The following is a 21,637-nucleotide window of genomic DNA, read 5'->3' on the forward strand; positions in this document are numbered from 1 at the left end:
CCTGTGGGTTAAAACCCACAGCAAAAAAAACTATTCTACATCAATAAAAATGGGCCGATGGTTAAAACCATCGGCCCATAAAAAATCTTGATTATAGCTGAGGATTTTAATCCTCGGCTACTTTTTTTATCCTGTTTTGTACTCTTGCTGTAGGTTTTAACCTACAGGTCCAATTATTTTTTTCAGCCTAAAAATTATTTCTCACATTTAAGCCAGCTTTTTTCCCAAGAGAAATTTTTGTCCTTGTTTTTTATGGAGGTTTTCAAGCCTCCATTTTTAAAGCCATGCCTTTTTGTTGCCTGGCTGCAGGTTTCACCCTACAACCCACAGCAGTTTTTCGCCGAAGAAAAAATTCATTGTTTTTTTGCCCAAATTGCTATTTGAAAGCCGCTATTTGAAAGGGAGATTTTTTTTTGGACCTTGTTGTTTGACGCTTGTTTTTTGTCTTTTTACAGACCTGTGGGTTAAAACCCACAGCAAAAAAAACTATTCTACATCAAAAAAAATGAGCCGATGGTTGAAACCATCGGCCCATAAAAAATCTTGATCGTAGCTGAGGATTTTAATCCTCGGCTACTTTTTTTTATCCTGTTTTGTACTCTTGCTGTAGGTTTTACAAGCGAATGCGTTGATTGTACTTCAAAAAATAATCATCACCCAAACTGGCAATCAAAAGACTGGCCTTTTCTTCTTCGCAACGGCGCTGAATCAATTCACAAGCAAGACGAATATTTTCTTGGTCCAAATGCGCAAAGGGTTCATCCATCAATAAAAGCGAAAAGGGTTGACTGAGCGCACGAATGATCGCAATGCGTTGTTTTTGGCCATAAGACAACAATTCTGTAGGCCGATCCCAATGCTCCATCATATCTAAAGCTTCGGCAGCAGCTTTGAGTTGGTCCAAATTCATGGCGGGATTTAATTCTTGTTTGAGCATTAAATTTTCAGCCATGCTGAGCTGAGGAAACAAACGCAAATCTTGAAAAATAATCGCCAATTCGTTTTGCCGCAAAATAGCCCAATCTTCTGCAGAAAATTGTCGAATATCTTTTCCTTTCCAAGAAATGCTGCCACGATAATCTTGGCGCAAACCATAAAGCAAATGCTGAAAGGTAGTTTTTCCGCGGCCCGAAGGCGCTTCTAAAAAATAAGCCGTTTCTTCTGCCAAGGCCCAATCACAAGCCCAAACTTCTGAGGTCGACAAATCTTTTTCTTGTAAAGGGAGCGGAATCAAATTTGAAAATTGAAACATCCTATTTTTTTTCAAAAATTTCGGCCAACTTGGCTTCCAAAGCCGGACCTCTTAAATTTTTGGCCAATACTCGGCCCTCTGCATCCAACAAAAGTGTAAAAGGAATGCCCCGAACACCATACAATTTTGCAGGCGCCGAACTCCAACCCTTTAAATCAGAAACATGATGCCAAGTCAACTGATCTTTTTCAATGGCATTGAGCCAACGATCGCGATTATTATCTAGAGAAACACCCAAAATTTCAAATCCCTGATCTTTATATTGTTCGTAAACTTTGCGCACATTCGGGTTCTCTCTGCGACAAGGGCCACACCAACTGGCCCAAAAATCAACCAAAACTACTTTTCCACGCAAATCAGAAAGCTTGAGCATTTCGCCCTCTGGCGTCGCCACCTCAAAATCGGGCGCCAAACCACCAATAGGCGCCGCACCACGCACTTTAATAATCTGCTGCTGAATAAAATTGTCTAAAACTTCTGATTTTCCGCCATGAATTTTCTGGTAACGCTCGGCATATTGCACAAATAATTCTTTTTGCTGAGCCGACAATAAACCAAAAGCTACGCCCAATAAAGCCGATTGATGATGGGGACTCTCCTGCCCTACCGCATCCAAAGTTTTGTCCAAATAATTTTGCACTTCCTCCACCGATAATCCTACCCGACTCACATTGGTCGCATAACTTTTAATGGCCTCATAAAAGAAAGGAATCCGTTTGAAGGTCCCATCAGAAAGATCGGTAAACTGAAAATAAGTTTGAGCCAAATAATCGCCCTCTCTTTGCTCCGCCGAACTTTTGTTATTTTGAAAAGAAAGATAAGTATACAAGCCCACAATTTTGGCCAATTCCGGCTGCTCCTTTTTCAAATCCAAATAATAAGACTTGCGGCGAAAATCCAGCGCCTCCAATTGCTTATCCAAATCCGCCAGCGCCTTAGGATCATTCATATTTTGCTTATAAGCCGAAATCAGCGCAAAAAAACTAGCGCTTTGCTCCCGAATACTATCCAACATGACCACAAAAGCCTGATTGGTCTTCGATTTTTGTACCGTATAAGCATTGATATCCTCGCAACCACCCGTCAATACCACTTTTTTCTCATTGCCCAAATAAAGCGGCCGCATCTGGTTGAGCGAAGTGCCCAAATAATAATTTCCTTCCTCCAACTCGCCACTATAAATATAGCGCTTAGCCGATTTAGTTGCACTAACTTCCATCGCACTAAAAGGCTCCACCTGCGTGCCGGTCCACTGAAAAAGCTGCAAATTTTCCAACTCGCAATCAGCAGCCAATTCCACTTCCAAACTCATCTTTTTTTGTGCGCTCAAACTGCTGGCAAGCAACAAGAGCAAAAACATCCAACTTTTTGACATCTATCTTTTTTTTGCTAATTTTTTTTGATCTTTTTTTGGGGCTGCCCCTCCCGTTGGCTCGGGTCGGGCTGTTGCGCAGCTCGCTATTCGCTCGGCCCTGCGCAAAAAACAAGTTTTTGCTTGGTCTGCGGCTTTGCCGCACTGCCTACCATCGCTAGGCCAGTCGCTTCGCTCCTTTGCAGGCGGCTTCGCCGCCTGCGGGCCAAAGAACTGACCTTCTAAAAGTACAAACTATTCTATGTATTTAAAAATTTGGGCTTTTCCTTAAAACTTGTTTAAAAAGTAATGGAGAAATAAGCCCTAGCCTAAAGTTTATCCTTAAGTTTGGGCCTTCTGAAAAATGTGACCAAATGATTCGTTATTACCGACTAGAAGACCGCAAATTGCAAGAGCTTCCTGAAATGCAAGCGCCTTGCTGGGTCAATATTTCGCCTCCTTTCAATATTGCAAGCATAGAAGCCTTAGCCGAAGAGCTAGAGCTTGACCTAGATTATTTGACCGATCCCTTAGATATTGATGAACGGACCCGTTTTGAGTTTAGCGATGAAGGCAAACTCATTATTTTAAATACGCCCGTGCTCAATGACCATAGTACAGAAGAAAGAACGCTTTACATTACCGTTCCGATGGGACTAATCTGGACGCCAGATTATTTTATTACCATTTCTTCCTATGAGAACTCAGTCTTGCAGAGTTTTTTGGGCCAAAAAGTCAAGGATTTTAATCCGATGGACCCTTCTTTATTTGTTTTGCAGATTTTGGAGCAAAACGTCTATGCTTATTTGCGTTGTTTGAAAGATATCAATGTTCGGCGGAATGTAGTGGAGCAAGAGGTTTATGAATCTTCTAAGAATCGGGACCTAAAAAAATTGCTCAACCTAGAAAAGTCTTTGGTTTACTTTGTTACTGAACTCACCACCATCAATCAGTTAATGAGTAAAATTCAAAGGACCAATTTTCTGGGTATTCGGGGCAATGAAGAAAAAGAAGACCTTTTTGAGGACATCCTCATTGATAATCGCCAAGCTTTGGAGATGGCTCATATTTACTCCAATATTTTGGGGGGCACCATGGAAGCCCTAGCCTCTATGATTTCAAATAATTTGAATGAAGTCATGAAGCGATTGACCGTTATTACGATTGTCTTGATGGTACCAACTTTGGTGGCCAGTTTTTATGGGATGAACGTCAGTTTGCCCATGATGCATCATCCACATGCGTTTTGGGCCTTGATGGGCGTAGCCGTACTCATTTCGATTATTTTGGTCCTCTTCTTTAGGAGCAAAAAACTGTTTTAGGTCCAAAACTGCGAAGCCTAGGGCAAAGCCCTAGGCGCCCCAAGGCGGCCTAGCGATGGTAGGCAGTGCGGCAAAGCCGCAGACCAAGGCGCTGCAAGCGCCGCAGGGCCGAGCGAATAGCGAGCTGCCGAACGTAGCGCCCGCCGAAGGCGGGAGGCCCCAAAAAATATATATCATTAGTTTATTTTTGGGCATAAAAAAAGACCACTACTAAAGCGTAGTGGTCTTTTTTCTGTTGGCAGTAGGCCTATCGATGAATAATAATATATCCGGTGGAGGGGTCCGTGCCATCTCCATAATCTAGGATATAGAAATAGGTACCATCGGGTAAGTCAGCGCCTTTAAATTGGCCATTGAAGCCAGTAGGTTCGCCTTCATAAACCATATTTCCCCAGCGAGAGTAAATGCGGATTTGCATATTGGGATACTCTTCATCGCAGACGATAAAGATTTCGTCGTTAATACCATCGCCGTTTGGAGAAAGACCATTAGGCATGAGGCAGCGCTCTTCATATTGGATATCGAGCACGACTAGCGCTGTATCGCAGATCGTGGGGCAAGTGGCATCGCAGACTTCATAAGTGAAAGAGTCGATACCAAAGTACAGACGATCGGGAACATAGTTAAAGGTATTGTTGGTGTTAAGCTGAGCAATTCCGTGTAGCGGAGGATTGACCAGTTGAACGCCAGCATTTGGTCGAACGGCATCGTTGAGCGTTACATCCATGCCCGTGATTGAGTCGCGGAAATTGAGTGTAAAGGCATCATCGCTTGCATCTGGTGCTGGTTCGTAGCGGACATCAACGCTATCTAGGCGAGAGGGGCAACCATTCTCGGTAACAGAGAGGTAGTACATCCCTTCTAGGGCGTCGACAACCACTAATTGGCCCATAAAGTTTTGTTGAGTTGTGCTATCGGCCAAGAACCAATTATAAACAGCTGTGGCGTTATAAACGGTGCTATCTGTCAATTCCAGTACATCATCCAAACAAAGAGGTTCGTTGAACGAAATATCTGGTGTTTGTGGAGTAGCGGTAATGCTAGCGACCACAGTTCCTGTAGCGGTACAGCTATTTTGGTCGGTAACCGTAACGGTATAGCTACCAGCGGCGGCTAATCCAGCGGGGCTAATGCTTGGTGTACCAAGCGTTGAGCTAAAGCCGTTGGGGCCCGTCCATTGGTAGGTGTAAGTAGAGCTAGTGTCTGCATTAGCATCTAGATCGAGCGTACTATCTTGGCAAGGCGTGCTTGCTAGAGGTGTAAAGGGTAGTGGAAGTGGGTTAACGACTACGGCCAAGGGGGCAGCAGAAGTATCGCGGCAACCGTCTACCGTAATAATCATCGTATAATCGCCAGAATTCACTGTATTGATATTGTTGATGATTAGGGTATCGTTATTTGGACCAATAGAAGTTCCGTTAAAGAACCACTGATAGCCAAAGTTTGTCCCTGAGTAATCACTGGGGTTATCCAGTGTAAATACAGCTTGGCCAGTGGCACAAAGGGGAGCATTTACAGCGATAACGGGAGGAGGCACTACATTGACGTCAACAAACACACTATCTGTAGAAGAACAGCCAGGAACGCTTTGTGGGCTAATCGTGACTACATAGAAACCTTCATCGGCGGCTTGCATATTGCTTCTAGTGGGGTTGGCCTGTGTTGAGCTAAAGCCGTTGGGGCCAGTCCATTGATAATTGTAGTTAAATCCAGTTGCTGGAGGATTAGCAAAAAGCGTAAGTGTTTGTCCTTCACAAAGTGGATCGTTGCTAGTTGGTTGAGGACCATCGAGGACTACCGTTACTTGAGATATACAGGTGCTAGATACTCCGTTGACATCTGTTGCGGTAATCGTAACAGGTACCACTCCAATATCTGCACAAGTAATCACTTGTGGGCTAATTGTAACACTGCCAATACCACAGGCATCATTGGTATTTACGCCTAATTGCTGAGCAGTTAGGGTATCCACACCAGAGGCCGTCAAGTTAACGAGGATATTGTTACAGTTTACTACAGGAGCAGTAGTATCAACAACAGTAACTGTTGCGTAGCAAGTATCTGCATTATTGCTAAAGTCGCTAGCAATAACCATTACGGTATTTGTACCAACATCAGCGCAGCTATAGTTAACGCCAGTCGTTGATCCATTCACGGTATAAGAGAAAATATTACAGTTGTCGCTGCTACTGCTCATATCGATAACATCTACAGGGCGAACTGTTCCGTTTCCACCATTGTCTAGGTAAAGCGTAAAGGCTTGGCAAGTTACGGTAGGAGCGAGATTATCTTCCACAGTAATTGTTGCTTGACAGCTAGAGGCATTGCCATTAGCATCGATTACTTCTAGCTGTACTTGGTTAGTTCCAATATTTGTACAGTTATAAGTAATTGCGTTTTGTCCGTTGATCGTGTAGCTCAAAGGACCACAGGCATCAAAAGAACCATTATCTACGCTAGTAGCAGGTACGGTAACTGTGCCATTCGCATTCAGTTGAACTGTAATGTTTTGGCAAACCACCACAGGAGCGATATTGTCTTCCACAGTAATTGTTGCTTGACAAACGTCACTATTTGAAGCAGGATCAATGACCGTCAAAGTAGCTACATTTAGGCCAGTATCCGCACAGTTAAAGCTAATTGAAGGTTGGTTATTGATCAAGTATGTAGTGATAGAGCAGTTATCTCCGCTATTATTATCAATCTGTGTAGCTGCGATATTGACATTCCCGAAGCTATCAAGCTGTACTGTAATATTTCTGCAGTTGGCTTGGGGAGCAATCGTATCGAGTACTGTAATTTGGGCCAAGCAGCTAGCTGTATTTCCAGAAGGATCGCTAGCGCGAATAGTGTCTTGGAAGGTTTGGTTGATTGCAGAGCAATCGTACAGCCGTTGAGGCAAGCTATCAATAGTCCAAGAAAGGATACCACAGGCATCATTTCCAGTAGCAAAATCTGTGGGTAGTACCGTAACATCTCCATTAAGACCTAGGTAAACACTACCACTTGTACAACTAATTGTAGGCAAGCTATTGTCTACTACTGTTACGTTAGATTGGCACTGACTACTTGTTCCTTGGTTATCGGTCACGGTGAGTGTTACGACATTGACACCAGCATTACTACAATCAAAAGTAGCTTGAGATTGTCCGTTGATTTGATAGCTGTTAATTCCACAGTTATCTACTGAACCATTATCTAGACTAGTAGCATCTACAGTGCCTAAGCCCGTATTTGCATTTAGTGTAACCGTCACATCTTGACAGATAGCAACAGGAGCAATTGTATCTACTACATTAATTTCAACAGGGCAACTTGCTTGTTGGTTAGAGGGATCTCTAACAATTAGGGTTGCTGAGTTCAAACCAATATTTTGACAAGTATAGCTTTGCGAGTTACTATTGTTAATTAAGTAAGTCTGAATTCCGCAGTTATCATAGCTAGCGCTATCTACTGAAGCTGCGGGTACCTGAACAATTCCAGAGGAATCGAGGTAAACATCTACTGGAATTGTTGGGCAAACAGCTACAGGAGAAACAGTATCTTGAACATTCACTACTGAAGAACAACTACTGGGGTTTCCTGTAGAATCTTGAACAGTCAAGGTTACCAAGGTATTTCCAATATTAGAGCAATCGAAAGTTTGTGAAGGCTGTCCGTTGATTAGATAAGTTGTTACACCACAATTATCTGTAGAGCCATTATCCAAATCGATTCCTTGCACCACAACTTGCCCTGATTGATCGAGCTGCACCTGTACATTAAAGTTACATTGTGCATTGGGGCTAGTTACATCGTTTATAGTAACTTGTGTAGAACAAGTGCTTGAATTTCCACTAGGATCAGTTACCGTCAAAACAGCAGTATTATTCCCAATTTCAGCACAAGTATACTGATAAGAAGTCTGACCGTTAATCAAGTAAGTAAGTGGTGGAGCACAAACATCTGTACTGTTATTGTTTAGTGTTGTTGCATTGACTGTAGCAAGGCCTGTAATTGCATTTAGGTTTACAGAAAGTGTAGCTACACAGTTAGCAATAGGAGCCGCAGTATCTCGAACAATAATAGCCGTAGAACAAGTACTAGATGTTCCTGAGCTATCTGTTACCGTAAGTACTACGTTTTGACTAGTCCCTGCATCTGTACAATCAAAAGTGAGTGCTGTTTGACCATTAAGCAAGTAGCTAGAAGGATCTAAGCTACAGTTATCAGTACTTGCGCTATCTGCTTGAGGAGCTTGAACCGTGGCCAAACCAGTATTTCCATCTAAAATAGCTTCAAAAGGAGTTCGGCAGATAGCATCAGGAGCTACAGTATCCAAGACTGTCAATTGTGCTTGACAAGTATTGCTGTTTGCGTAAATATCAGTGGCTGTGAGAATAGCTGTGCGCAAGTCTAAGCTGTCACAAGTATAAATTTGATTACTTGCTCCATTGATTGCTAGACTTACAGGACCACAGGCATCTACAGAACCGCCATCAATCACAGAAGCAGGAACATTGACAAATCCATTTTGATCCACATATACCGTTGCATTCTGGCAAAGCATAGTAGGAGCGACTGTATCTTGCACTACCACATTAGCCGTACAACTATTAAAGTTTCCACTAGGATCAAAAACTGTTAATGTCACTGTTACTGGAGCAGCAATATTGCTACAGTTAAGCTGTGCAGGTGATACAACCATGCTATCAATTGTGCACGCATCTGTGCTGTTATCATTGATTAGTGCTGGATCAATTTGAGCCAATCCATTTGAATCTACATAAACAGTAGCCGCTTGACAACTAGCAATAGGTGCCGTTACATCTTCTACCGTAATGATAGCAGAACAAGTATCTCGATTACCATTAGCATCTGTTACAACAATATTTGCCGTATTAGCTCCTAGCTGACTACAATCAAAACTACGAGTGGCAGAGCCATCGTCAAAAAGGATAGTGTTAACTTGACAGTTATCATAAGAGCCCCCATCCAAATCTGTAGCATTTACAGTAACATTACCATTAGGATCTAACTGTACAGTAATAGACTGACAAACTGCAACAGGAGGCATAGAGTCAAATACACTTACGTTAGCAAAACAACTCGCTTGAATATTAGAAGAGTCATATACAGTAAGTGTATAAAGTTGACTACCAATAGAAGAACAATTTAGAATTAAACTATCCTGGTTATTCACCTCAAAGTAAGCGATTCCACAGTTATCTGTAGAACCATCATTTAACTGATGAGGATAAAGTATTACTGTACCACTACTATCCAACAACAATTGAATATTCTGACAAGAGGCCGTAGGTGCCGTCGCATCCTGAATATTTAAGGTTGTTGTACAAGAATCATTGTTTCCATTAAAGTCTGTAGCATAAAGCGTAACGACATTGGCGCCAATATGGCTACAATCAAAACTATCCTGAGACAGCGCATAAGTTTGGATTCCACAAGCATCAAAAGAACCATTATCTAGGTTAAAGTACTGAATGCCGAGTTGTCCATTATTATCTAAGTTGCGAAAAATTGATGTGCGGCAAAGCATTGTCGGCGCAACAGTATCACGCACGGTTACAATCGCTTGACAACTATCCTGTAGCCCTGCAGCATCTTCCACAACTAGAGTTACAGCATTTGCACCGATCTCCAAACAAGTATAATCAATAGAAGAACTTCCGTTGATTAAGTAACTAACAATGGTACAGTTATCATTAGACCCATTGTCAATATCAGAAGGAACAACAGTTGCATTTCCATTTGCATCCAAGTAAACATCAATATTCTGACAGATCGCATTGGGCGTAATCGTATCAATAATTGTTACCGTTGCCTGACAAGAATCTTCATTGCCATTTACATCTGTTGCATAAAGGGTAAATACATTCGCCCCTGCAACAGCACAAGTTAGACTTACAGAAGCCTGTCTGTTAATACTTAGACTAACTGGACCACAATTATCAGTTGTACCATTATCAATATCTGAAGGCAAGATGGTCACACTACCATTCGCATCCAAATAAGCATTGATATTTTGACAAAGTACAGCAGGAGCTGTCAAATCTTCTACGGTAATCGTCGCCTGACAGTTGCTACTCAAGCCCTGGCCATCAGTTACCGTCAAGGTCACAGTATGTTGACCCAAAGTACTACAGTTATATGTCAAACTGCTTTGCCCATTAATTAAGTAACTAAGGGTTCCACAGTTATCTGTAGATCCCCCATCCACATCAATAGCTTGTACTGTTACCTGCCCTGTTACTGCATCAACCTGAACACTAATGTTCTGGCAAACAGCTACAGGTGAAATTGTATCTAATACAGTAACTAGCGACTGACAAGTATCCGCATTGCTAGATTGATCTGTAGCCACCAAAGATAATGTATTTCCACTCCCCAAATTCGCACAACTATATGTCATAGTAGTTGAGCCATTAAGGAAGCTTAAGTTCGGGGTACCACAATTATCATCACTGCCATTGTCTACATCAGTAGTACTAACGACCACTTGACCATTATTATCCAAATAGGCCAAGATGTTTCTACAATCTGCAGTGGGAGCTAATTGATCAAATACATTAACTGTAGCTACACAACTATCTGTATTTCCAGCCGCATCCCGAACAATTAAAGTAACTGTGTTGGCACCAATCTGACTACAATCAAAACTCTGAGAGTTGGCCCCTGATAAGGTTACCGTACTAACTCCACAGTTGTCAGTACTTCCTCCATTCACCTGAGCAGCAGTAACTGTAGCTGTTCCACTACTGTTTAAGAAAATATCAATAGGACTATTGCAAATCGCCTGAGGCGAAATAGTATCTCTTACCGTCACCTGTGCCGTGCAGAAGCTTACATTATTAGAGGGATCTTCTACCGAAAGCTGGGCATTTACTGTCAAACCTGCATGTGCACAATTATAAGTAAAGCTGGGCTGGTTGTTTATGAGCAACGTAATAGGACTACAGTTGTCTGAAGATCCTCCATCAATATCTACCGCATCTACCACGGTCTGACCATTGGCATCCAGAAAAACAGTGATATTCTGACAAAGAGCCGTAGGCAATTGATTGTCTACTACCGTTACTGTAGCGGTACAAGTGTCTCTATTTCCAGAGGCATCTTCTACAATCAATTGAGCATTGTTAATCCCAATGTCGGCACAACCATAGGTTACCGAGTTGGCCCCATCAATAAAGTAACTAGTAATCGCACAGTTGTCTGTAGAACCACCATCAATATCGGTCCCACTCACTACCACCTGCCCTGTCGAATTCAAGACAACTGTAATGTTTCTACAAATCGCATTGGGCGCAAGAGTATCTAATACCGTTACCTGAGACTGACAACTAGAAGGGTTACCCGCAGCATCCGTGATTTCTAAAGTCGCTAAAGCAGGGACCCCTGTCAAAACGGTCAAGTTACTACAATTGTACAACTGACTAGCCGCACTGTTAATCGTACTATCTACAATCGCACAGTTATCACCACTAGCCGGATCAATAATGTCGATAGGATAAACCGTGGCCGCCCCATTCTGATCCAAAATAGCCGTATCCGCCTGACAAAGCGCCAAAGGAAACTGATTATCATTTACAATTACTGTAGCCTGACAAGAATCTGCATTATTCGCATTATCCGTCACAACTAAACTTACTGTATTCGCCCCTAAATCATCACAATCAAAAACTACCTGATTCGCACCATTAAGCTGCAAGTTCGTTGTTCCACAATTATCCGTACTCGCACTATCTATTGTAGTGGCCAATACCGTCGCCTGACCAGAAGGATTCAAACTAACATTCAATGGACGTGTCCGACAAATTGCATCAGGAGCAAAGCTGTCTATTACAGTAACTGTCGCCAAACAGTTATCATTATTAGCATTCGCATCGGTTACTTCTAAAGTAACTGTCTGCGCTCCAATATCCGCACAGCTAAAGTTAACCTGCCCCGCATTGTTTACCGTGTAGTTGATAATTCCACAATTATCTACACTATTATCATCAACATCAGCAGGAAGTACGGTAGCCAAGCCTGTAGCATCTAGATAAGCATCTATATTCAAACATTGCGCAACAGGAGAAGTCGTATCCTGTACATTCACAATGCTAAAACAAGAATCCATATTCCCAGAACCATCTGTGCCAATCAACCAAACCGTATTGTTGTTCAATTGCGAACAATTAAAGCTAACAGAAGACTGACCATTTACCGTAAGCCCTAAAGTCGTACAGTTATCTGTACTACCATTGTCTAGGTCAGCAGGACTAACACTAGCGTTTCCAGTTGCATCTAATGGCAAACTAATACTCGCCTGACATTGCATATTGGGAGCCATCTGATCCAACACCTCAATGACCGCCTGACAAGAATCTCGGCGACCAGAAGCATCCTCAATAACTAAAGTAGCCGTATTGTTCCCCAAATTTGTACAATCATAAGTTACTGCAGTCTGCCCATTAATGCTCAATACAAAAGCAGGACAGTTATCACTACTTCCATTATCAATAGCCGCTGCACTTACTACTGCCTGTCCCGTAGCATCCAAGGCTACCGTAATGTTCTGACAAAGCGCTACCGGGTTAATCGTGTCTAGCACCGTAATATTCGCAGTACAAGAATCTCTATTACTAGAGGCATCCTCTACCAAATAAGATACAGTTTGTACCGCCCCCACTGCAGAACAATCAAAGCTAATACTCGCTTGGTTGTTAATGTATTCATTGACAATACCACAGTTATCCGATGAAGGCGTTCCCGTATTGTTTACATCAGCAGCATTCACCACAACCTGACCAGCCGCATCTAAATATACCGTGATGTTCTGACAATTAGCCACAGGCGCTACCGTATCCAAAACCGTAACCGCTGCCTGACAAGAATCAATATTACCAGAAGCATCTTCTACTGTTAAGGTTACTGTATTTCCCGTACCCAATTGCCCACAACCATAATTTAAAGTCGCTTGCCCATCAATCAAAAAGGTCGGCGCAGGATCACAAACATCCGAGCTACCATTATCTACATCTGTTGTACTCAAACTAGCCTGACCATTATTATCCAAATAAATAGTCGCTGGCTGACAAATGACCGTAGGTGGCGTTACATCACGCACCGTAATCGTTGCCGTACAAGAATCTCTGTTGCCAGAAGGATCTATCACAATAATAGTGACCGTATTGGTCCCCAAATTACTACAATCATAACTTACCGTAGTCGCTCCACCCGAATAAGTAAAGCTCAAGGGAGAACCACTATTATCTGTACTCAAAATACCTACACTATCCGCTAGCAATGTTGCATTACCCGCAGCATCCAAATCTACCGTAAGGTTTCTACAAATAGCCGTAGGCGCAGTAGTATCCAAAACTGTAACCAAAGCAGAACAACTAGCCGTATTGGTCCCCCCCTGTGCAGCAGACTGCGTTTCTACTACCGTCAAAGTGACGTTATTAGGTACCCCCAAGTTGCTTGCATTATAAGTTACGGTTGCTGCCCCGTTCAACTGATACTGCAATACATTAGCAGGCGTACAAACATCATTACTTCCATTATCCACAAAGCTACCATTGATGGTCGCATTTCCAGTATTGTCTAAATATACTGTCGTATCCTGACAAAGCGCTATAGGCGCAATCGTATCAAATACCACAACTCTGGCCCGGCAACCATTGATCGGCCCAAAAGTTTGCACATTCCCAGAAGCATCAGGCGCCTGGAAAAAGATATTATTCGTTCCCTTATTCGAACAGTCAAAGTTACGTACCGCCCCAAAAGTAAATGGCTGATTCACCTGCTCCGATACCAACTCATTGATTACCCCACAAGCATCCGTAGCCACAATAGCCGAAGCCGCAGCATAAGCACCAACTCCCGTATTATCCAAGTAAATAGTATCCCAAACCGCTGGATAAGCCGCACAAGCATCAATCTCTGGAGCCGTTACATCCTCAACAGTCACATCCGTGAAACAAAAGTCCGTATTTCCCAAACGATCCCGCAAAGTCATCTGAACCGTTACTGGCCCCCCTGCTCCAATATCCGCACAACTAGCCGTAGCAGGAGAAAACACCACCGACTGCAAATAACAAGTCGTATCCGACCCATTATCCAAATCCACAAACTCATAACTGTAGTTTCCAGAAGCATCCAAAGCAACCGTAGCCGTAGCCTGACAAAGCGCCGCTAAACTACCCGGCGTACAAGCTGTAACCTGAACACAGAAGTTCTCTACACAAACCGGAGAACTCCCCCCCCCATCATGAATGACATCAAGCGTCCAACTCCCCGCAGGATTCTCCCCCCAATAGGCAGATAAAGGCTGCGCAGCAGCATAAGTACCCGCAGCAGGCGTCGAGCCCTGAATAGCACCACCAAAAGCAAAACTAGTGACCAAACTGTTTACCGCAGTCGTTCCACTATAAGTAGCACCACCCTGAGCGGCCGTCTGTACCAAACGAACACGCGTCCCCGTCGGAGATACTAACTCAAATCCAATATCCGAAAGGTCAACACTACCCCCTACCCCACTTCCGCAGGCATTAGGCGCTACCGACCATGTCAACTCCACTTCCACATCAGCCACTTGCTGACCCGGCGCAAAGTCTCCCGGAGAACTAAAAATAACCGCCCCAGAACTAGCCGTCCCAGATGCCGTTACCGTATTTCCTGTTACACATCGCTGCACCGTCTGCCCCCAAACTGTAAGCGGAATGCTTACAGCCGAAAGACATAATGCCGCAATAATCATTAACTGTTGTAAAGGTCTGTTAATCATATATTACTTAGGTTGCTTTTTATTAGACAGTACTTTTTAGTACTACTTTGCCGACAAATTTACAATAAATTTGTAGAATCCGCCCAATCTCTATCGCTTGTTTAATTTATACTTATTTAACGTATCTTCTTATGAGTTTGCCGCCTGCCCAACTTTTTTTCTTATTCTTTTTCTATTTCTTGACTGCCTGCCAACCCACCCCAAATAGGGATACGAATAAAGCCCTCGAACAGCTTTTTGAAGCCGAAAAAAATGGCCCAAAACACCAAACTGACCGCCGTCTCCATCAATTTAAACATCTTTGGCAAAAAAGCGAATTAAATGATTCCCTCTGGCCCCATACCCTCGCTTTTATGGTCTCCCAATATGGCCCCAAACAACTCTACAAATGGCGCCAACAAGATCCCCTCATCCTCGCCCTCAAAGATAGCTTCGCCCATCACCAACTCCTCCCCTACCAAGCTATTCAACTAGCCCAAAAAGATTGGCCCTGCCTCCAAAATCTCTCCCCCAAACAACAAAATTATATCCACCAAGCCCTCTTTTCTCCCAATTAAACAACTATCCATTCTGCTGCTGTTTTGGGGCCTCCGCTGCGGCTTCGCCTTGCGGCGCTACGCTGCGGGGCTCGCTATTCGCTCGGCCCTTCGCGGGCTTTGCCCGCTCGGTCTGGCCTACGGCCACCCCTCCGCATCGCTAGGCCTTTTGGCCTTCGGCCATGACGGCTTCGCCGCTATCTGCAGCCTGAAGGCCGCAACCAATTCAGTTGGGTATTTACCTTCCTCCCCGCAGGAGCTTAAAAGCCCCTACTTCCATATAATAGAAAGTAGAGGCTTATGTTTTTAGCTCCCGCCGCTTTTAAGCCCAGATTGATAGACCAAGGGCTAATAATAAAAAGGGACTAATCTTCTTCCTGACCAACAGCAGAAATAGACCGAAAATACTTGAGCTCATAAAAGTCGACTACCCGATCAATGTCTCGATAGTAATGAAACTTTAAACGAGCAAAGGCCGCAAAAAGTCCTAAAGATAATTCCTCTCGCTGCTGCTCAAGTAATGCAGCGTTATTATTGTAGCAGTATTCTAAGCCCTGCTGCTCATTGCGGAGCCCCTCTAACTGCAGACCATAAGCAGCTACGGTAGTCCCAAGATTAAGCAGTTGAGGGTCAGCAAGTAGGCTGCGCCCCAAAGTTTTAACCAACTGAATCCGATCGTCAAGCTTAGCTCTGCTAAAAATAGTGCGCCCTTGCGGAAAAAAACTTTTGTATTGACGACTCTTGCGATCATAACTCATCTGAATCTCCGCAGCCCAACGACGAAGCAAAGGACCCGTAACTTCTCTAAGTAGCTCCTTAAACTCTGCTGTCTTGGCCCGATAAGCTCTGCGATCATCAATAGAACGCTCATACTGCTCCAAAAAAGTAAGATAGAAGGGCTCAAAGAAGATCAAGATATCCTGAATAGCAGGATCTGTAGCCGATTTGAGACGAAGCTTGCTTAGATGATCTGTAGACAACTGATACATTTTTTTGACAGACCCTCTTGTATCAGTATAAAAGAAATTTCTAAGGGCTATCCATTTTGGGGTTCTATACATAGGAGTATAATTATGGGGTATGATAATATTACCTCCTAAATATATCTAAATAATACTCCAATAGCAACTATTCCCTCAGGAACATATAACTTTTTAATAGTTGCTATTTCAGGCTAGCGGCAGAATAGCTCTCCTGGCTTTACAAATGCCGTTACACAAATCCACAATAGCTTCCCCTTCTTTACAAATGCCATTACACAAATCCACAATAGCTTCCCCTTTTTTACAAATGCCGTTGCACAAATCCCTAATAGCTTCCTCTTCTTTACAAATGCTATTACACAAATCCACAATAGCTTCCCCTTCTTTACAAATGCCATTGCACAAATTCACAATAGCTTCCCCTTCTTTACAAATGCCATTGCACAAATTCACAATAGCTTCCCCTTCTTTACAAATGCCATTGCACAAATTCACAATAGCTTAGCCGACGAATTGCTTAGGGGTTTCTGCAGCCATGGCTGAAGGCCCTAGGCTAGAATTAAAACCCACAGCAAAAAGGGAGTCCATCTAAACCCTAATAAAATGGGCCGAAGGTTAAGACCTTCAGCCCATAACTAGAGGAGGATCAATTGACTAAGACGAAACAGATAAAAGGCCAAAAGATTTAAATCAATGAGGGTTTCAACCCTCATTCCATAAAAACATTGCGAAGCAATACCACATTTGCTGTGGGTTTCAACCCACAGTATCGGCCTAGCGATGTGCAGCAGTGGCCCGCAGGGCCAGACCGAGCCAGCAAAGCTGGCGAAGGGCCGAGCGAATAGCGAGCTGCGGAACGTAGCGCCTGCCGCAGGCAGGAGGCCCCAAAACATCTGCCTAAAGTTCTACCAAGAGATTGCAGCCTCTGAGGTCTGATTGATCGAGTCGGCCCAGGACCTCAAAGCTAGCATCGGCATACTTTCGGCCTAGATCATCGGTAGCGATGAAGGCGCAGCTATCCAGATTGGCTAGGTCCACAATATTGATGGCCCCATTGTGCTGGGGCTCCTTATATATATGTAGGGGGTCGCTATGCTCGCGGATATAAATGCCCATCTGAGTGGGTGGTTGAAAAATCCCTTGGCCCAAAGAATAGGCCTGCGATAAGAGTTCGGTCATGCCATATTCCGAGTGAATCTGCTCGATGCCAAAGGCCTGCCCCAAAATCCCGTGCAGCTCCTCCCGCAGCATCTCTTTGCGGCGGCCCTTCATGCCCCCCGTTTCTAGCACAATATCTTGAGGGCCCAAGGGGAATCCCCCGGCCTCGGCAAAATCGAGCAGGGCAAAGCTTACGCCCCAGAGCAGAACCTTTTCGCCGGCGGCCTTGGCCTGCTGCATCTGCTCCTTTAGAGTATCTATATTATAGAGATAAAAACCGCTGCCCGCCTTAGCCTGTTTGAGAAAATGCTCGATCATGTAGATCAGCGAAGAGCCCTCCCGCTCCAGATAAGAGGGCAAAAGGGCCAGGATGCGGTAATCGGAGAGGGGGCCATATTGGGCTTCAAAGCAGCGGACCGACTGCTCTTCATATAGGGCCAGCTGTCGAACAAAATGTTGGCTGCGCTGCTGTCCTGTGGTCCCACTGCTACTAAATATTTGTTGCTCGCGCCAATCCCCGCTGACAATCCGCTTCGTTTTAAACAAAGAGATGGGCAAAAAGGGAATATCTTCCAGTTGATTTACGTTTTGGGGCTTGCGGCCCAAAAGATCGACCCATTGCCGATAGATCAAATTATGTGTATATTGATAGCGAAAAACCTTTAGGGCCATTTGCGGCAAATCAGAGGCCTGCATCTGCCCAATTTCTTTCCATAACTCCTCACGCCAAGCATCGGCTGAACTCATAACTATTCCAATTTTTTATGAAAGGATTTCTATTGCTTATCGCCTTTCTGGCCCTTTTTAGTGCCTGCCAAAAGAACGACAATCTGCCTTCGGTGCCAAAAATAGAATTTCTAGGCTTTTCTAAAGAGAGTTTAGTTCAAAATGGCCAAGATTCTATTCTTCTTCGCTTTGCTTATGAAGATTTGGAGGGCGATTTGGGCTATGCCTCTGGGGATAATATCTTTATTTATGACCCCAGAACGGGCCAGCAGTTGGCCAGCTATCAGTTTCCCTTAGACCCCAACTCGCCCCAAACCCAAGAAGGCGAGCTGCAACTGATTGTCTACTCTGCCTGTTGTGTATATAATGATACGGTGCCCAACTGTGGGCCGCATCCTAGCGTCTTTAATCAAGATTTTTCTTATGAACTGCAATTGCTCGATCAGGCGGGCCAAGCGAGTAATCGCCTGCTTTGCCCGCCCATTCGCCTGCTTTGCCACTAAATGACAATTATGAATAAATCTATTTTTGGGCTCTTTAGCCTTGGCCTTTTGCTCAGTTTGTTTTGGGCCTGTGAACCCGCTCCCATCTTCCCCGAAGAGCCACAGATTAGTTGGAATCGTTTTTCTGTGGATACCCTTCAGCAGTTTACTGGAGAGATGAAACTAATTGTCAACTTTACCGATGGCGATGGCGACATTGGTAAATCGGGCGATGACACCACCTACAACATGATTATTATTGACAACCGCAGCCAAGACAGTATTTTTTATGTGATGCCTTATGTTCCTCAGCAGGGAGTAGCCAATGGCATTTCTGGAGAGGTGGAAGTAGACATGAGCACGGTTTGTTGTATGGTGCCTGGTTTCCCGGTCCTTTGTAGCGATATTCCCAACGTCTATGACTCTCTTACCTACAGCATACTCATCCGAGATCGGGCAGGCAATTGGAGCAATGAAATAGAATCTGAGCCCCTTTATCTTCGCTGTTTCGAGTAGCTTTTTTTGTATTTTTTGGGCCCGCGGCCGACCTAGGCGAAGCCTAGCCGGCCGCCGCTATGCTGCGGGGCTAAATTTATGAGGGTTTCAACCCTCATTTATGTATTATCGTGAAGCGATACCATTGTTGCGGTGGGTTTTAACCTACCGAAACGGTCCTTTGCAGCGCTGGGCCAAACTTCTCCCAAGCATTGACTATTCCTAAACGACAGCTGTAGTTTATCTTTATTTCACAATACCACACTCATGCGTTATTTTCTAACTCTTCTTTGCTTGTTCGGGCTCTATCAGAAGCCTCACCTCTGTTATTTTGATGATGGAGACTATCATTTTCAATTTTTTGAGCCTCAGATTTCTACAGATTTGGGCGTTCGCTATTTATTGGATTATGAACCGGGGCTTTGGCATGGCCGTAATCAAGATTTCAATCACAATTTGAGTGATTGGCAGCAGCAAATTGGGCAAGAGGTCACAATTACAGACCTTCAGCAGCTCATTTATCAAACCGCTAAAGAGGAAATTGCTAAGTATGAAAAAGACCGCAAAGCCTTAGCACAGGCAGCAGCAAATAACTCGGTCTTGAAGGCTTGGAGTCAAGACAAGCAGCTCAAAAAAGAAATGGCCGACTATCTCTGCTTTGCCAAAGAGGTGGCCTTACATACGGGAGAACAGACCTATAGCTGGGAGTTGGATAAAGCCATTTCTCAAGATCAAAGCCGTCTGCTAGAAGCAGGTGAAAAGGCCATAAAAAATAGCCGTTTAGACTTCATTCAGCAGCGTTATGCATTTCAGTTGGTGCGTCTTGCCTTTTATACGGCTGGACCAGAAAGTTGCCAAGCCTATTTTCAGCGTTATTTTGCCCAAGGGCCCAAAAACTACATCTACTATCGCGCCTTAGAATATAAAGCAGGTAGTGAAGAAGGACCAACAGCCAGTCATGCCTTTGCGGCAGTCTTTACCCATTGCGCTGACCGCAGAGCGTCTAGCCTCAATAGTTTTGCACAAAAACTAGCTGATAACTGGGAAAAAGGCTTGGCCCTTTGCGAAAACGAGGAAGAAAAAGTGGCCTTTTATACGATGCGCGCCCTAGTGCATGGCGGCAATGTAAGCAAGGAGTTAGAGCGCGTGCTTAAACTCAGCCCCAATAGTCCTTTGGCCGAGCTGCTCTTGGCCCGCCTATTTAAACATTTGGAAAGTGAAGCCTTTCAGTATGGTTATGAAGAGTATAAAAAATACCCCGAGAAGCAGGGCCAACAGCAGCAGCAACTAGGGAGTTTAAAAAAACAATTGGAGCAGCAATTAGCCCAGCCTAACTTGGCTCGGCCAGAACTTTGGCAGTTGGCTATGGCCTATATTCAGCTCTTCCAAGGGCAATTTGATGAGGCTATGCGACTCAGTCGCAAAGAAAACTACAGTGATAAGATGAAGGGCGAGGCAGCTCGCATTCATTTTGTGGCCCAACTGGCTAGTCTAAAAGAGCTAGATATGGGAGCTGCGGCCCAGCTTTGGAAAGAGCTACAAACGAACAACTTGCTTAAGGAGCAGCATCAATTGCAGCGTTTTACTCAAGAGGTATTTGCGGAGAAGTTCTATAATCAGGGAGATTATGCCCGTGCTTTTTTGGTCCAAAACAATTTGGGGGCGGCCAAAGACCAGTTGAATGATAAATTGCTCAAAAGCTTTGAGCAATTTATCAGCAAAGCGCGCTGGTCCAACTACTTTGACAATTATTTGCTAGAAAACAAACTGGGGCAACAGCCAGAGGAGCAAATCAAAGAAATGCGTGGGGTTTATCATTTGCAGCATTTTGAATTGGAAGCGGCCATTGCCGCCTTTAATAGCTGCAGTGCTGACTTTCGGGCCGAGAGCAATAGCTTTAATTCTAGTTATTTGGATAAATCTATTTTTAGCCGCAAGATCAACCCCGCTGCCTTCTATTTTGATATTGAGCAGCAGAACATCTATCGGTTCTATGAGGATCATCCCTTTTTGGACCAAAAATACAATCTACTCAGCTTTGCCCAGACGCTCTTAACCCTAAAGAAAAAGGCGGAGAGCAAGGGACCGCAGCAAGCAGAATACGCTTATATTTTAGCTCAGGCCTTGTATAATATTGGGCCAGCGGGTTGGCATCGCCCTGCTATCTATTATAGTACAGACAATGGGGGACATTCTGCTTGGTACGACTTCAGCAAAGAAGATAAATTAGCGAAGAGTTTTGCTTCTGCTAATTGGGATCACAATCGTTATTACAATCCTGACATCGCTATTAAGTATATTCAGCTTGGGCTTAGCACCACTAAGGACGATGAACTAGCGGCTAAGTTAAACTACTTGGGGGCACAGATAGAGATTAGTCGCCCCCATATTCTTGGCCAATATTGGGACTGGGAAGACAATGTAAAGAAGAGCAAGCATGCAGACTATCTTAAGGCGCTTAAAAAATATAAGGGCAGTCGCTTTGAGCAGGAAGTCTTGAATGAATGTTATTATTATCGAGCACTCTAAACAGCCAACGGGCTTACTTCAGTTTTGAAGTAAGC

11 protein-coding genes are annotated in these 21,637 nt (G+C 43.9%); 5 read left to right on the forward strand and 6 right to left on the reverse strand.

Annotated features, from left to right (window positions below; translation table 11 throughout):
• Positions 1 to 613: 613 nt before the first annotated feature.
• Positions 614 to 1,252 (reverse strand): ABC transporter ATP-binding protein, encoded by a 639-nt coding sequence (locus tag PPO43_RS01060; RefSeq protein WP_272619936.1) that lies wholly within the window; start codon positions 1,250 to 1,252, stop codon positions 614 to 616.
• A 1-nt stretch (position 1,253) separates the two neighbouring features.
• On the reverse strand, positions 1,254 to 2,627 hold the full coding sequence (locus tag PPO43_RS01065) for a peroxiredoxin family protein (RefSeq protein WP_272619937.1): 1,374 nt from the start codon (positions 2,625 to 2,627) through the stop codon (positions 1,254 to 1,256).
• 350 nt (positions 2,628 to 2,977) lie between these two features.
• On the opposite strand from PPO43_RS01065, the gene PPO43_RS01070 reads away from it, so the two are divergent.
• Entirely contained in the window at positions 2,978 to 3,925 is a 948-nt protein-coding gene (locus PPO43_RS01070) for a magnesium transporter CorA family protein (RefSeq protein ID WP_272619938.1), read from the forward strand.
• 247 nt (positions 3,926 to 4,172) lie between these two features.
• On the opposite strand, the gene PPO43_RS01075 is transcribed toward PPO43_RS01070, so the two are convergent.
• Entirely contained in the window at positions 4,173 to 14,693 is a 10,521-nt protein-coding gene (locus PPO43_RS01075) for a gliding motility-associated C-terminal domain-containing protein (protein ID WP_272619939.1), read from the reverse strand.
• A 131-nt stretch (positions 14,694 to 14,824) separates the two neighbouring features.
• Between PPO43_RS01075 and PPO43_RS01080 the strand changes: the two genes are divergently transcribed.
• On the forward strand, positions 14,825 to 15,250 hold the full coding sequence (locus PPO43_RS01080; protein WP_272619940.1) for a hypothetical protein: 426 nt from the start codon (positions 14,825 to 14,827) through the stop codon (positions 15,248 to 15,250).
• A 344-nt stretch (positions 15,251 to 15,594) separates the two neighbouring features.
• Here the strand turns inward: PPO43_RS01080 and PPO43_RS01085 are convergent, their stop codons facing one another.
• From PPO43_RS01085 to PPO43_RS01095, 3 genes are all read right to left on the reverse strand, one after another.
• Positions 15,595 to 16,218, reverse strand: a complete 624-nt coding sequence (locus PPO43_RS01085) for a hypothetical protein (RefSeq protein ID WP_272621340.1) — start codon at positions 16,216 to 16,218, stop codon at positions 15,595 to 15,597.
• A gap of 180 nt (positions 16,219 to 16,398) precedes the next feature.
• Positions 16,399 to 16,707 carry a hypothetical protein gene (locus tag PPO43_RS01090; protein ID WP_272619941.1) on the reverse strand — a complete coding sequence of 103 codons (309 nt, stop codon included), beginning with the start codon at positions 16,705 to 16,707 and terminating at the stop codon, positions 16,399 to 16,401.
• Positions 16,708 to 17,109: 402 nt separating this feature from the next.
• Positions 17,110 to 18,117: an acyl transferase gene (locus tag PPO43_RS01095; protein ID WP_272619942.1), complete on the reverse strand. Its 1,008-nt coding sequence runs from the start codon at positions 18,115 to 18,117 to the stop codon at positions 17,110 to 17,112.
• A gap of 17 nt (positions 18,118 to 18,134) precedes the next feature.
• On the opposite strand from PPO43_RS01095, the gene PPO43_RS01100 reads away from it, so the two are divergent.
• From PPO43_RS01100 to PPO43_RS01110, 3 genes are all read left to right on the forward strand, one after another.
• Complete coding sequence (locus PPO43_RS01100; protein WP_272619943.1) at positions 18,135 to 18,599, forward strand: hypothetical protein; 465 nt, start codon at positions 18,135 to 18,137, stop codon at positions 18,597 to 18,599.
• 9 nt (positions 18,600 to 18,608) lie between these two features.
• Positions 18,609 to 19,094, forward strand: coding sequence for a hypothetical protein (locus tag PPO43_RS01105; protein WP_272619944.1), 486 nt, complete (start codon positions 18,609 to 18,611; stop codon positions 19,092 to 19,094).
• A gap of 246 nt (positions 19,095 to 19,340) precedes the next feature.
• The gene (locus PPO43_RS01110; RefSeq protein ID WP_272619945.1) at positions 19,341 to 21,602 is read left to right on the forward strand and encodes a hypothetical protein; all 2,262 of its coding nucleotides are present in this window, start codon (positions 19,341 to 19,343) and stop codon (positions 21,600 to 21,602) included.
• Positions 21,603 to 21,637: the final 35 nt, after the last annotated feature.

The organism is Saprospira sp. CCB-QB6 (assembly GCF_028464065.1).
Lineage (GTDB): Bacteria > Bacteroidota > Bacteroidia > Chitinophagales > Saprospiraceae > Saprospira.